This is a genomic window from Haloferax larsenii (genome assembly GCF_024730625.1).
In the GTDB taxonomy this organism is placed as follows: Archaea; Halobacteriota; Halobacteria; order Halobacteriales; family Haloferacaceae; genus Haloferax; species Haloferax larsenii.
This window is the reverse complement of sequence record NZ_CP078063.1, coordinates 1,848,841-1,862,053: the sequence shown is the minus strand read 5'-3', so window position 1 is coordinate 1,862,053 and position 13,213 is coordinate 1,848,841. Positions and strand designations below refer to the sequence as shown.

12 protein-coding genes are annotated in these 13,213 nt (G+C 63.8%); 7 read left to right on the top strand and 5 right to left on the bottom strand.

Annotated elements, in window-relative coordinates:
• Positions 1-5 precede the first annotated feature (5 nt).
• A complete protein-coding gene (locus KU306_RS09685; RefSeq protein ID WP_258301820.1) occupies positions 6-1,028 on the bottom strand; it encodes an aldo/keto reductase in 1,023 nt (340 codons plus the stop codon).
• A 123-nt stretch (positions 1,029-1,151) separates the two neighbouring features.
• On the opposite strand from KU306_RS09685, the gene KU306_RS09680 reads away from it, so the two are divergent.
• The 4 genes from KU306_RS09680 to KU306_RS09665 all read left to right on the top strand — a co-directional run bounded on the left by KU306_RS09680 (position 1,152) and on the right by KU306_RS09665 (position 4,343).
• Positions 1,152-2,150, top strand: coding sequence for a Gfo/Idh/MocA family protein (locus KU306_RS09680; RefSeq protein ID WP_258301819.1), 999 nt, complete (start codon positions 1,152-1,154; stop codon positions 2,148-2,150).
• Between the two features lie 111 nt (positions 2,151-2,261).
• A complete protein-coding gene (locus KU306_RS09675) occupies positions 2,262-3,203 on the top strand; it encodes an ABC transporter ATP-binding protein (protein ID WP_258301818.1) in 942 nt (313 codons plus the stop codon).
• Complete coding sequence (locus KU306_RS09670) at positions 3,200-3,955, top strand: ABC transporter permease (protein ID WP_007539091.1); 756 nt, start codon at positions 3,200-3,202, stop codon at positions 3,953-3,955. The genes KU306_RS09675 and KU306_RS09670 overlap by 4 nt, the downstream gene beginning before the upstream one ends.
• 103 nt (positions 3,956-4,058) lie before the next feature.
• Positions 4,059-4,343 carry a DUF7545 family protein gene (locus tag KU306_RS09665; protein WP_007539089.1) on the top strand — a complete coding sequence of 95 codons (285 nt, stop codon included), beginning with the start codon at positions 4,059-4,061 and terminating at the stop codon, positions 4,341-4,343.
• A gap of 60 nt (positions 4,344-4,403) precedes the next feature.
• Here KU306_RS09665 and KU306_RS09660 read toward each other — a convergent pair whose 3' ends face one another.
• From KU306_RS09660 to KU306_RS09650, 3 genes are all read right to left on the bottom strand, one after another.
• Entirely contained in the window at positions 4,404-5,201 is a 798-nt protein-coding gene (locus KU306_RS09660) for a ZIP family metal transporter (protein ID WP_007539087.1), read from the bottom strand.
• A 263-nt stretch (positions 5,202-5,464) separates the two neighbouring features.
• Positions 5,465-6,217: a mechanosensitive ion channel family protein gene (locus tag KU306_RS09655; protein ID WP_007539085.1), complete on the bottom strand. Its 753-nt coding sequence runs from the start codon at positions 6,215-6,217 to the stop codon at positions 5,465-5,467.
• A 200-nt stretch (positions 6,218-6,417) separates the two neighbouring features.
• A complete protein-coding gene (locus tag KU306_RS09650; RefSeq protein ID WP_258301817.1) occupies positions 6,418-6,684 on the bottom strand; it encodes a DUF8066 domain-containing protein in 267 nt (88 codons plus the stop codon).
• Between the two features lie 206 nt (positions 6,685-6,890).
• On the opposite strand from KU306_RS09650, the gene KU306_RS09645 reads away from it, so the two are divergent.
• The 3 genes from KU306_RS09645 (at position 6,891) to KU306_RS09635 (ending at position 11,901) form a co-directional block, all read left to right on the top strand.
• The gene (locus tag KU306_RS09645; RefSeq protein ID WP_258301816.1) at positions 6,891-8,984 is read left to right on the top strand and encodes an acetate--CoA ligase family protein; all 2,094 of its coding nucleotides are present in this window, start codon (positions 6,891-6,893) and stop codon (positions 8,982-8,984) included.
• Positions 8,985-9,011: 27 nt separating this feature from the next.
• Complete coding sequence (locus KU306_RS09640; protein ID WP_007539079.1) at positions 9,012-10,109, top strand: phosphotransacetylase family protein; 1,098 nt, start codon at positions 9,012-9,014, stop codon at positions 10,107-10,109.
• A gap of 94 nt (positions 10,110-10,203) precedes the next feature.
• Positions 10,204-11,901 (top strand): sensor histidine kinase, encoded by a 1,698-nt coding sequence (locus KU306_RS09635; protein WP_258301815.1) that lies wholly within the window; start codon positions 10,204-10,206, stop codon positions 11,899-11,901.
• A gap of 46 nt (positions 11,902-11,947) precedes the next feature.
• Here KU306_RS09635 and KU306_RS09630 read toward each other — a convergent pair whose 3' ends face one another.
• The gene (locus KU306_RS09630; protein ID WP_258301814.1) at positions 11,948-13,054 is read right to left on the bottom strand and encodes a M24 family metallopeptidase; all 1,107 of its coding nucleotides are present in this window, start codon (positions 13,052-13,054) and stop codon (positions 11,948-11,950) included.
• Positions 13,055-13,213: the final 159 nt, after the last annotated feature.

Sequence of the window (13,213 nt, the reverse complement as noted above, 5' to 3'; positions counted from 1 at the left end):
TGGCGTCAGTGTCCCCAGCGCCGCCCGTCGTCGTCGTACCGGGCGTTCATGATGCGCTGCCACTGGTCGTCAGAGAGGTCGACGTCGGCCGCACCGACGTTCTCGCGGAGTTGCTCGGGTGTCCGCGCGCCGATGATGGGCACGACAGTCGCGTCCGGGTAGTCCATCAGCCAGCGCAGGGCGACCTGTGCGGGACTCGCGTCTACCTCGTCGGCGACGGCACGAATCTCGTCGAGGACGTGCCACCCGCGCTCGGAGACGTAGAACTGCTCGAATCGGTCGTCGAACGACCCGCGCGCGCCGTCGGGGGCGACGTACTTCGAGGGGTCGTCCGGGTCGGCGCGCTCGTACTTTCCCGTCAGGAAGCCGCCCGCGAGCGGCGAATACGGGCAGATAGCGAGTTCCTGGTCCTCACACACGTCGAGGTAGTCTTTCACGTCCTCGTAGTAGCCCGCGTGGAACAGCGGTTGGGTCACGTCGAAGCGGGCGTAGTCGTTGACGTCGGACTTCCAGAGTGCCTTCGTGAGTTGCCACGACGCCATCGTCGAGGCACCGAGATAGTTCACTTTCCCCTCTTCGACGAGCGCGTTCAGCGTCTGAAGCGTCTCCTCGATTGGCGTCTCGTCGTCCCAGCGGTGGATGTAGTAGAGGTCGAGATAGTCCGTCCCGAGGCGGTCGAGCGTCCCCTCGATTTGGTTGCGGATGTGCGTCCGCGAGAGACCGCGTCCGTTCGGGTTGTCCTCGTCGAAGGGGAAGTACACCTTCGAGGCGACGACGTAGTTCTCGCGGTCGCGCTCGTCGAGCCAGTTGCCGATGTACTCCTCTGAGGTCCCGTTGACAGAGCCGTAGACGTTCGCGGTGTCGATGAAGTTCCCGCCGAGTTCCTCGAACGTGTCGAGGAGTTCGTGTGCGTCTTCTTCGTCTGTCTCCAGTACGCCGCCCGTCTGGCGACCGAAGCGCCACGTGCCGAAACAGAGTTCGGAGACGCGCGTCCCGGTCGAACCGAGTCGTCGATAGTCGAGGCTCATACTTGGTGTCACGATGTCCGGCGACTAAAGGGTGGAAGTTGCGGCGAGGGACACGGGTTCGAACCGAACGAGCGTGTGTGACTCGCCCGCACGCTTTTGCGTCCTCCCGACGACATGTAAGGTATGTTTAGAGTCGCAGGTGTCGGAGTCGGGACACTCGGACTGGTAGAATGCCGCCTCCTCGACGAGATGGACGGCGTGAGCATCGTCGCCGGAGTCGACCCGGACGACGACACGCGCGAGCAGTTCGCAGACGAGTTCGACGTCCCCGTCTACGAGACGGTCGAGGAGCTTCTCGACGGGGAGTTCCTCGACGCCGTGACAATCGCATCACCCCACACAGAGCACTTCGACCAGGCGCTCGCGGCGCTCGAAGCTGGGGTCCACGTCCACCTGGAAAAGCCGATGGTGACAGACCTCGCCGGCGCTCGGGTGCTCATCGACCGCGCCGACGCAGAAAGCCTCACGCTCGCTGTCGGCTACCAGCGACACTTCGACCCGCGGTACGTCGAACTCCGGCGCATCGTCGATTCCGGGCGCATCGGCGACCCACACATGGTCGTCTGCCACCTCGAGCAGGAGTGGATTCAGTGGACCGAAAACGAGTGGCGAAGCGACCCGTCGCTGTCCGGCGGCGGCCAGTTGTACGACTCCGGGTCACACCTGCTCGATGCGCTGCTCTGGGTGACGCGGTCGAAGCCAGTCACCGTCTCGGCCGCCGTCGACCACCGCGGGTACGACGTGGACGTGAACTCGGCGCTGGCGGCCGTCCTCGACAGAGACGGCGCGCGACTCACCGCGAGCATCGCCGTCTCGGGAGCGGGGTCGAGCATCCCCGAACCCGGCGAATCGCTCAGAATCATCGGCACCGAGGGGATGGTCACGTTCGACGGCGAGACCATCGAAGTGACGGAAGGGGACGTCATCTACCGGGCGACACCATCCGAACCCGACTTCGAGACGTTGACGCGAAAGAAACTCCGCAACTTCGTCGACGCCGCACGCGACGAGGCCGACCTCGCGATTCCTGCGACCGACGGGCTCTACGTGACGGCGCTGACAGAGGCAGCCTACGAGTCGGCGACGACCGGGCGGCGCGTCAACGTCGACGGCGACGCGTGAGTTTCACGCTCCAGTAAGCCGACTCGCGCTCCGGGCGAACGCTGTCGATGGCCGTCGAATCGAGCGTTGATTCCGAATCCCTTACCACCCGACGCGTCCGTCCGATACGACATGAACGAGGTACTCGTCGCCGACGACCTCAGGAAATCCTACGGAGACGTGGAGGCGCTGTCGGGCGTCTCGCTCTCTGTCGCCGAAGGTGAGGTCTTCGGTCTCATCGGCCCGAACGGCGCGGGGAAGACGACGCTCGTCCGCGCGCTCACAGGCACGACGACGCCCGATTCGGGGTCTGCATCCGTGCTCGGCAGCGACCCGACGAGCGTGGACCGCCAGCGACTCGGACTGCTCCCGCAGGACTTCACACCGGCCGGTCGGCTGACGGCGCGCGAACTCGTCGCCTACTACGCCGGACTCTACGACGACGCGCGCGACCCCGACGAACTCCTCTCGGACGTCGGCCTCGCCGACGCCGCCGACACGTGGTACGAGAACCTCTCGGGCGGCCAGCAGCGCCGCGCCTGCATCGCGCTCACGCTGGCGAACGACCCCGACGTGCTGTTCTTGGACGAACCGACGACCGGCATCGACCCCGCCGGGCGGCGGTCCCTGTGGTCGCTCATCGACGACCTCGCAGCGCGCGGAACCACCGTTTTCCTCACGAGTCACTCGATGGCCGAAGTCGAACGGCTCGCCGACCGCGTCGGCCTGCTCAACGAAGGCCAGTTGGTCACTGTCGGCCGGCCCGACGACCTCGTGGCCGAACACGGCGGCGAAAACAGGCTCGTGGTGAGGACTGCCGATTCGCTTTCTCTCGACGACGTTTCGCTCCCTCCGTCGCTCGCTGCTGAAGTGACCGCCGAGGGAGTCACCGTCTACGGCGTCGGCCCGCGCGAGATTGGCACGACCGTCACCGCGCTCGACGACGCCGGCATCGTCTACGAATCGCTCGTCTGGAAACAGCCCGGCCTCGAAGAGGTGTACCTCTCGCTTACCGGCGAGCAGTTCGAGGGTGCCAGACCGACCGCCGCCGCGGTCGCAGGAGGGAGCCAATGAGCGCTCTCGCTCGCGTCGCCTCGGAGTTCGTCGCCTCGTGGCACTCGTTCCTCCGGCGGCGAACGGCCGTGTTCTTCACGTTCTTCTTCCCCGCCATCATCGTCGTCATCTTCGGCGCGTTGGTGCAGACACAACCGACCGGCGGCGGCCTCTTCGCTGAACCGAAGGAGTACTACATCGCGGGCTATCTCGCGGTCGTCGTGCTCTTCACGCCGCTGTCGCGGGTCGGCAGCACCATCGCCCGCCACCGCGACGGCAACCGATTCGAGAAGTTGGCGACGACGCCGCTCACACGCGCGGAGTGGCTGCTCGCCCACTCGCTCGTCAACGTCGTCGTCATCGGTCTCGCTGCCTTGTTGCTCCTCGGCCTCTCGGTGCTCGTGACGGGTGCGTCGATTCCCGTGTCGGCCGCGACGCTCGCGGTGATTCCGTTCGTCGCGCTCGGTGTGACGCTCTTCTGTGGCCTCGGAGCCATCATCGGGAGCCTCGCCGACTCCCAAGACGGCGTCATCGCCGCGTCGAACGCTATCGCGCTTCCCCTGCTGTTCCTCTCCGAGACGTTCGTCACGCCCGACTTGCTCCCGGCGTGGTTCGTTCCGGCACTGAATCTCTCGCCACTGACGTTCTTCGCGCGCGGTGTGCGAGCCCTGACGTACACGGGCGGCGAGTGGGCGACCAACCTCGGCATCCTCGCCGCGCTCTCCGTGGCTTTCTTCGTCGCGGGCACGCTGGCGATTCCGCAGACTGACTGAAGGGAGCGCAGACCTGCTGTGGGCAACCAGCGCCCGCGGCGCGAGGGCACCGCCGACGCCCGCAAACTCAAGCCTTAACCCACGGCCGCCCCCACGTGGGGGCATGGTCGATACTGAGACGTACACCATCGAAGGACCGAGCGGTGACTCCGAAGAAATCGAACTTCCCGAAGGTCTCGTCGACATCTTCGCAGAGCAGGGCGAAGAGCCCACGGACGTCGTCGCCGACGTTCTCGTCCAGGCGTTCGCACAGCAGGCACACGTCGTCGCTCACCACAGCGAAGGCGAGGTTGCGAGCGACATCGCCGCAATCAACGACGCAATGGAAGACCTGTTCGAAGAGCGGTTCGGCGTCTCCCTCGCCGACGCGCTCGGTCACTCGCACTAAGCGACGAGTCGAAGTAGCAGCCGTTTTTGCAGCGATTCTTTTCGAGGAGAGGGATACGGTTTAGATGAACGCCAGCGGAACCATCACCGCGAACCCGGCGGCGAGACCGGCGAGGAGTTCTGCCTTCCCGCCGCGAGGGAGGTGTTCGCCGAGTTCCAGCGCCTCGGGGATGAACTCGGTGAGGACGAGAAACACCATCGCGCCCGCCGCGAAGCCGAATCCGAACGGGAGGAACTCGCGGGCGACGCGGACGAAGTAAAACGCGATGACCGCGCCGATTGGTTGCGGTAGGCTGGAGAAGATAGCCCACCAGACGAGTTTCCAGTTCGGGACGTCCATCGACCGAAGCGGGATGGAGATAGCCAGCCCCTCGGGGATGTTGTGGATGGAGATGGCGATGGTCATGAACACCGCGAGCAGCGGGACGGCGAGCCCGAAGACCTCGAACCCGCCTTCTAATCCGAGGTCGGCGAAGGAGACGCCGACGGCGACGCCCTCGGGGAAACTGTGGACAGTGAGGATGCCGAGAATCATCACCAGTTTTCGGAAGTCGGCTTCCTCGTACTTCTTCGGGTTAACCTCGGCACCTTCGATGACGTAGTGGGCGACCACGACGAGGACGACGCCGGCCAGTAACCCGACTCCAAGTTGCAGGGGCGTGCCGTTGGCGAGCCCCTCGAAGACGAGTCCGAACACCGACGCAGACACCATAATCCCCGACGCGACACCCCAGAGAGCGACGTTCCAGCGGTCGCTCACGTCCGAGACGAAGAAGAACGGCAACGCCCCCAGACCGGTCGCGATAGCCGTGACGAGACCAGCGACAAACACGAAGACGAGAGCGGCAAATGGGTCCATACGCACACTACCAGTTGGGTGCCGATAAATATTATCATATTTTAGATAGATTTTGGCGGGCCTAAACCGAATAGGCAGCAGAAACGCGCCTCTGAGGTTTCGTCTGGCCTAAAAACTGCCTCAATAGTAGTATATGATTTATGATAGTTGTGCGAGGCTTGGGGGGTCGAGTGTTCGGTTCGAAGGCCTCGGAAGACGGCTCGTGGGAGGCGCAACTCGGCGCAAAAGAGCGATGAAAATCGGTGTTCGGGTCGGAAGGGGCCTCAGTCGTCGGCCGCCGATGCACCCTCCGGTGAGTCGGAGTCGCTGCCCATCGGCGAGACCGGTGAGGCCGCGACATTGCGTGCCGAACCCATCCAGCGTTCCACGTTGGCGGAGACGTAGTCGCGGGCTCCGAATGCGACTGCGCCACCGACACCGATAGCGAGCGCGGCGGCGAGGCCCCACGCGAACGCCTGGGCGATGGTGAACAGGATGGCAACGTCGATACCCATCGTGCTCAGACCGATGACGACGGCGGTGAAGTACAGGAACATCCGCGTCCCGATGGCGAAGAAGCTCGTGTACGAGGTCTCGGTCGCCGCGCGAGTGCGCATGATGGCGTCACCGATGAAGTCGGCGACGACGAACCCGAGGACGATGACCAACAGCCCGGCTACGAACGACGGCGCGTAGGACACGGCGGTCGCGACCCACTCAGAGAGCAGGTCTATCGCCAGCACGTTCGCCGCGGCGAGCGTGGCGACGGCATAGACGAACCACTTGCCGAGCGTCCCGAAGGACTTCGAGACGGCCTTCTCTGTGCCGCCCAGAATCTTTCCGACCGGGGTTTCGAGGACGGCCTTGTCTATCTGAATGCGGTCTGCGAGGCGCGTGATGATACTCGCGGCAATCCGCCCGAGGAACCATCCAATGAGCAGGACGATAACCGCGCCGACGAGACGCGGTGTGAACGCCAGCGCCGAGTTCACGACCTCGGTGATTGTCTCTGGAATTGTGACTTGTAGGACGTACATAGCCACCAGTTGGTACGTCCCAGGAGAGATTAGTTAGGAGTCGAAAAGTGCGTATAAAATGCTCTGGTAATTCATACGCTCCGAATTCTTCGAAGTTCGGAAAATCGAGACGAACGACGGAGCCGGGGTCGTGACTCTCTCGTCGAACGGAACGACACGAGCGCGCGAACGTCTCTCGGTTCTGGGTTCGGCTGCCGGAATTAATCATCTCCAGCGTCGTCGGGGGTCGTGGCCGCGTCCGACTGCGCTGCCGCGATATCTCCGAGGTGTCTCGCGATTTTCTCGAACGCGATGACGAGGCGCGCGGCGTACCACAGCACGACGACCCCGAGGGCGAGAAACACCCAGAGAAGTATCTGCTGTGCGATGAGGATGGCGTAGACGAACGTCAAGAGGAGAAAGACGGCGATGCCGATTTTCGCACCGGTCGTCTGATGGAGCGGTGTCCTGTCAGTGGGGGACGACATGTCCCGTCGTTTATTGGGCGTACGTATATCTACCCGGGGTGGTCTGGGGGGATGAGACTGGACGAATCGAAGGATATTCCCCCTCGAATTGCTCCTCATTAATCAGCAATCTTCCCGATTAATTGCGGCACTGTAGAGTGCCACCAAAGGCCGTGAGACGGCCCACACCACCGAATTTATCAAGCAAAGCTGGGTATCTGCACGTGATGGGAGATCTATCTGAGTTGTTCGCACCGACGCGCATCGCAGTGGTCGGTGCGACAGAGCGCGACGGGGCCATCGGCCGGGCAATCATGGACAACCTCATCGCCGATTTCGACGGCGACGTGGTTCCGGTCAACCCCAAGTACGACGAACTGTTCGGTCTGCAGTGCTACGGCGATGTCGGCGAGACCGACGCCGACGTCGCTATCATCGTCGTTCCGCCGAAGGTCGTCCTCCCCGCGATGGAGTCCGCGGGCGAAGCAGGTATCGAGAACGTCGTGGTCATCACCGCCGGGTTCGGTGAGACCGGAAGCGAAGGCGCTGCTCGCGAACAGGAACTCCGCGACATCGCCGAGAAGTACGACATGAACGTCGTCGGCCCCAACAGTCTGGGCATCATGAACACCGACGTCGGCATGAACGCGACGTTCGGCCCGGACATGGCGCTCGACGGCAAGATGTCCTTCATGAGCCAGTCCGGCGCGTTCATCACCGCCGTCATCGACTGGGCCAACGACGAGGACATCGGCTTCAAGGACATCGTCTCGCTGGGTAACAAGGCCGTCCTCGACGAGGCCGACTTCATCGAAGCGTGGAACGACGACCCCGACACCGAAGTCGTCATCGGCTACCTCGAAGGCATCAGCGCGGGCCGCGAGTTCATCGACTCCGCCCGCGAAGTCACCAAAGAGACGCCTATCGTCCTCGTGAAGTCCGGGAAGACCGACGCCGGTGCGCAGGCCGCGTCCTCTCACACGGGCACTATCGCCGGCTCCGACGCGGCGTACGAGGCCGGTCTCGAACAGGCGGGCGTCATCCGCGCCGACTCCGTCCAGCACCTCTTCGACACCGCGCGCGTGCTCGAACACCAGCCACTCCCCGAGAACAAGGACGTCGCCGTCATCACGAACGCCGGCGGCCCCGGCGTCATGACGACCGACGCCATCGGCGAGTCGGAACTCGAAATGGCCGACTTCACCGACGAGACGCTCGAACAGTTCTCCGAGACGCTCCCGCCGGAGGGCAACATCTACAACCCGGTCGACATCGTCGGCGACGCCGACAACGCCCGATTCAAGGACGCACTCGACGTTGCGCTCTCCGACGAGAACGTCGGCAGCGCAATCGTTCTGACGGCACCGACGGCCATCCTCGACTACGAGCAACTCGCCGAGGACACCGTCGAACTCCAAGAGAAGTACGGCAAGCCAATCGCCGCCTGTTTCATGGGTGGCGAACGCGTCGACCCAGCTTCGGACCTGATGAAGGACGCCGGGATTCCGAACTACTTCGACCCCTCGCGCGCCGTCGACGGTCTCGAAGCCCTCGCGCAGTACGCCGACATCAAGCAGCGCGAGTACGACGAACCGACGGACTTCGACGTTGACCGAGAGCGTGCCCGCGAGATTCTCGAATCCGTCAAAGAGCGCGACGACACCCGCCTCGGCGTCGAGGCCATGGAACTGCTCGACGCCTACGGCATCGAGACGCCCCACGGCGAAATCGTCGACGACCCGGGCGACGCCCTCGAAGTCGCCGAGGAAATCGACGGCAACGTCGTCATGAAAATCGTCAGCCCGGACATCCTCCACAAGTCCGACATCGGCGGCGTGAAGGTCGGCGTCGAAAACGAGGACGTCTTCGACGCCTACGAGGACCTCATCACGCGAGCGAAGAACTACCAGCCGGACGCCAACATCCTCGGCGTGCAGGTCCAAGAGATGGTCGACCTCGACAACGGCGTCGAGACCATCGTCGGCATGAACCGCGACCCGCAGTTCGGCCCGCTCATGATGTTCGGTCTCGGCGGCATCTTCGTCGAGATTCTCGAAGACACGACGTTCCGCGTCGCCCCCGTCTCCGAGTCCGAAGCCGACGAGATGACCAAGGAAATCGACGCCGCACCGATGCTCCGCGGCGCTCGCGGCAACGACCCCGTCGACACCGAGGGCATCGCGGAGACCATCCAGCGTCTCTCACAGTTGGTCACGGACTTCCCGGCCATCCTCGAACTCGACATCAACCCGCTGGTCGCACTTCCGGACGGCGTCAAAGCGGTCGACGTGCGCCTGACGGTGGACCCAGACGAACTTTAAACACCTCACCAACCTAATCAGTCAACAATGAACACGGTACTCGTCACTTCGACCGGAGAAAGCACCGGCAAGACGGCCATCACGCTCGCACTCGGCCTGCTCGCGAAGGAACGCGGTCTCGACGTGGGCTACATGAAACCCAAGGGGACGCGCCTCCAGTCCAGCACCGGCAAGACGCTCGACGAAGACCCGATGCTGGCGCGCGAACTCCTCGACATCGACGCCGAGATGCACCAACTCGAACCCGTCGTCTACTCGCCGACGTTCATCCAGGGTGCCATCCGCGGCAAGGAGAACAACGAAGAACTCTCCGAGGTCATCTCGCACCACTTCGACGACCTCTCGGCCGACAAAGACCTCATGCTCGTCGAGGGCGGCGGGTCGTACCGCACCGGCGGTATCGTCGACCTCACGGACGCCGACATCGCCTCGCTGCTCGACGCGGAAGTCGTTCTCGTCGCCGACTACAGCCACCCGAGCGACCTCGACGACCTCGTCGCGGCCGTCGAAGACATCGGCTCGGACCGACTCGCCGGCGTCGTCTTCAACCGCGTCAACGACTCCGTCTACGACGAACTGGAGACCGAAGTCGCGCCGTTCCTCGAAGCGCGCAACGTCCCCGTCCTCGGCGTCGTTCCCGCCGAGAAGGACCTCGCGGGCGTCACGGTACAGGAACTCGCCGACGAACTCGGTGCCGACCTCGCGACCGACGCGCCGACCGACGCCTTCGTCGAGCGCTTCCTCGTGGGTGCCATGGGCGGCGACGCTGCCCTGCGATACTTCCGCCGCACCAAGGACGCCGCGGTCATCACCGGCGGCGACCGCGCCAACATCCAGCGCGCCGCGCTCGAAGCGCCCGGCGTCAAGTGTCTCATCCTCACCGGTGGCCACCGCCCCGTCGGAGCCGTCATCGGCAAGGCAGAAGAGAAGGGCGTCCCCGTCCTCCTCGTCACCGGCGACACGCTCTCTGTGACCGACCGCGCCGAAGACATCGTCAGCACGGGTCGCACCCGCGACGAGCGCACTGTCGAACGGATGCGTGACCTGCTGTTCGAACACGCCGACACCGACGCCATCATCGGTGGCATCGAGCCATCGAACGACACCGACGGCGACGACGAGTAACTCTCCCCTCCGGTTTCGATTCTTTTCTACAGAAGTAGTCAACAAATTGAGAACCACCGAAGCAGTCATGTCATCATAGACTAACGACTCCCCAATGGCTGGTGTACCACCAGCACCTATTGCACTCCTCGTGGGTGTGGCCCTCGTCGCGCTCGTCGTTGCGAAGGCGTTCGTGAATCGGCGGCGAGACCGTCCAGGAGCGACTGAACTGGGAGTTCTGCTCGCTGTCGTTGCCACGTGGTGTGGGCTCTACGCTGCGCAACTTGCGGCGACCACGACGGCGACGATGGTCTTTCTGTACCAACTCATCTATCTCTGTATCGTCGCGGTTCCACCGCTTTGGTTCCTGTTCGCGTCGTCGTACACCGGAAAACAGTCACTCCCGCTGTTAGGATGGCTCGCTGCGGGCATCATCTCGGTCGGGTGTTTCCTCGGCGCACTGTTGTGGCCCGAGACGACGCTCGTCTGGACCGACGTGGAGGTCGTATCGATTGGCCAGTTGCGAGCGCTTTCGTTGGACAAAGGACCGGTGTTCTACGTGTTCATCGTGTACGCCTACACGCTCTTGCTCTGGGGTGCTGCCCGAATTGGCCGTTACGCAATCACGACGCGCGGTCGGGCCAGAAATCAGACTCGCGTTATCGCGTTCGCGTTGTTCATCGTGTTAGTGCCGAACGCCGCGTTCAACACCGGACTCGCCCCGTTCGAATTCGACCCGACGCCCTTTGTCTTCACCCTCTCGATGTTGCTGTTCGTCGCCGCCGACTTCCGCTACGGACTGTTCAGAGCACACCCTCTCGCCCGCGACATCGCCCGCGAACACGTCATCGAGGAGATGGTCGACGGCGTGCTCGTCGTCGATAGAGCCAACATCATCACCGACGTCAACCCGGCGGCCGCAACGGCACTCGGCGTGTCACCCCGAAGCGTCATCGGCGAGAAACTGGACGTGGTCCTGCCGGGCCTCGCGACTCGCATCGAGAGTGCCGACTCCGAAAGCGAGACGTACTATCACGCGTCGAGCGACGTCACCTACGACGTCCGAGTCTCTCGGTTCTCTCGTCCGAGAAACGGACTGCAGGGGCAAATCGTGACGCTCCACGACGTCAGTGAGACACGACAGCGAGAAGAGCGTCTCTCCGTTCTCAACCGCATCCTCAGACACGACATCAGAAACGGACTCAACGTGGTCGGTGGCTTCGCCGACCTCGTCGCCGACACTGACGCTGACGCCGAGATGCGCCAGCACGCCGCCGCACGCATCAAACACCGAACCGACGAACTCCTCGACCTCGCAGAGAAGATTCGGGCGATAGAGAAAGGCCTCGACCGACAGAACGAACGCCAATCGACAGAACTGATGGGTGTGCTCGACACCGTCGTCGAACAAATCGAACGACGGTGGCCTGAGGCGACAGTCACGCTCTCTGGTCCCGACGAAGTCACCGTACTCACCACGCCAATCGCCGAAGCCCTGTTTCACAACCTCGTCGAGAACGCCGCAGAACACGGCGGCGAGTCGCCGACGATAGACGTCGTCGTCACGACGGCCGACGACTGGGTGACTGTCGAAGTGACCGACGACGGGCCTGGAATCCCGAAGAAGGAACTCGAAGCCATCGAATCCGGGGAGACGCAGTTAGCCCACGCGAGCGGTATCGGCCTCTGGCTCGCGACGTGGCTCGTCCGGCAGTCCAGCGGGACAATCGAGTTCGACGCGACCGACGAGGGGACAGTCGTCACCGTGCGCCTCAGACGGGCGAGACCCGACGACGAGACCGTGCCTGCGTAGCCTCCGCTTCTCTCCAGTTCAGACTCTCCAGTTCAGACTCGCCAGTTCAGACTCGCCAGCCGCGGTCGGTGTCGTTCAACAACTCTGCGCCGTCCTCGGTGACGACCACCAGGTCTTCGATGCGGACGCCGAACTCGCCGGGGAGATAGATACCGGGTTCGACGCTGAAGACGTTCCCCACGTCGAGTTCGCGGTCACTGCCGGCGACGATGTACGGTTCTTCGTGCACGTCGAGGCCGACGCCGTGCCCGGTGCGGTGGATGAATCGGTCCCCGTAGCCCGCATCTTCGATGACTTCGCGGGCCGCGGCGTCGATGTCGCCAGCCGTCACACCGGGTTCGACGGCCTCGACTGCCGCGGTTCGCGCTTCTCGGACGACTTCGTGGACGCGCTCGAACTCGGCTGGCGGGTCGCCGGCGAAGACGACGGTCCTGGTCTGGTCGCTCGGGTAGTGGTCCACGCGCGTCCCGAAGTCGAGGACGACCGGATCACCCGACTCGATGAGACGGTCGCTGTCGGTGTGGTGCGGCATCGCGCCGTTCGGTCCCGACCCGACGATTGGGCCGAACGGAATCCCCTCACCGCCTTCGTCGGCGAGCAGTCGCTCGATTTCGGCCGCGAGTTCGGTCTCGGTCATCCCAATTACGTCCGAACCCATCGCATGCACACGCTCGACGGCAGCGTCCGCGACTCGTCCGGCCCGGCGCAAGGCGTCGAGTTCCGCCTCGTCTTTGGTCGCTCGAAGCGGGGCGACGACGTCGCTGGCGAGGCCGAAGTCCGCGTCCGGAAGCACTGCCCGGAGGTCCTGCGTGAAGCGCGCCCACATCGTATCGTCCACGAGGATTCGCCCCCCGGCAAGTTCGAGGTCAGAGGCGACACTCCTGACGGCCGCGACCGGGTCGTCGTCGTCGCTCCACGTTCGCACGTCGGCGACCCACGATTCAGCCCGAATCTGTGTCTCGTAGAGGTCGGGAACGAGAAAGACCGGGTCGCCGTCTCGGGGCACGAACAAGAACAGGTGTCGCTCGGCGGGTTCTTCGTCGAAGCCGGCGAGATACAGCAGATTCCTACTGGGAAACAGGACGGCGGCGTCTGCGTCTTCTGTGGCCAGTCGGTCCTGACAGGCGCGCGTCCGTCGTTCGAAGGGCGTCATATCGGTGGCTACGCGGCCGGGGAGAAAAACGTGGCCGGTCCATCACGAACACGAAAGACGCGGACACCAGTCACCTCTCGTAACTAATTCTGTCCTTTGTTATTGGATTAATTGTCATTGTGTGCCATAACAACTATGTTCAACCCCTCCACAGGACGT

Bases quoted from the DNA above. Each gene is read 5' to 3' on its own strand.
- KU306_RS09685 (WP_258301820.1), bottom strand. From the start codon at position 1,028: ATGAGCCTCGACTATCGACGACTCGGTTCGACCGGGACGCGCGTCTCC.
- KU306_RS09680 (WP_258301819.1), top strand. From the start codon at position 1,152: ATGTTTAGAGTCGCAGGTGTCGGAGTCGGGACACTCGGACTGGTAGAA.
- KU306_RS09675 (WP_258301818.1), top strand. From the start codon at position 2,262: ATGAACGAGGTACTCGTCGCCGACGACCTCAGGAAATCCTACGGAGAC.
- KU306_RS09670 (WP_007539091.1), top strand. From the start codon at position 3,200: ATGAGCGCTCTCGCTCGCGTCGCCTCGGAGTTCGTCGCCTCGTGGCAC.
- KU306_RS09665 (WP_007539089.1), top strand. From the start codon at position 4,059: ATGGTCGATACTGAGACGTACACCATCGAAGGACCGAGCGGTGACTCC.
- KU306_RS09660 (WP_007539087.1), bottom strand. From the start codon at position 5,201: ATGGACCCATTTGCCGCTCTCGTCTTCGTGTTTGTCGCTGGTCTCGTC.
- KU306_RS09655 (WP_007539085.1), bottom strand. From the start codon at position 6,217: ATGTACGTCCTACAAGTCACAATTCCAGAGACAATCACCGAGGTCGTG.
- KU306_RS09650 (WP_258301817.1), bottom strand. From the start codon at position 6,684: ATGTCGTCCCCCACTGACAGGACACCGCTCCATCAGACGACCGGTGCG.
- KU306_RS09645 (WP_258301816.1), top strand. From the start codon at position 6,891: ATGGGAGATCTATCTGAGTTGTTCGCACCGACGCGCATCGCAGTGGTC.
- KU306_RS09640 (WP_007539079.1), top strand. From the start codon at position 9,012: ATGAACACGGTACTCGTCACTTCGACCGGAGAAAGCACCGGCAAGACG.
- KU306_RS09635 (WP_258301815.1), top strand. From the start codon at position 10,204: ATGGCTGGTGTACCACCAGCACCTATTGCACTCCTCGTGGGTGTGGCC.
- KU306_RS09630 (WP_258301814.1), bottom strand. From the start codon at position 13,054: ATGACGCCCTTCGAACGACGGACGCGCGCCTGTCAGGACCGACTGGCC.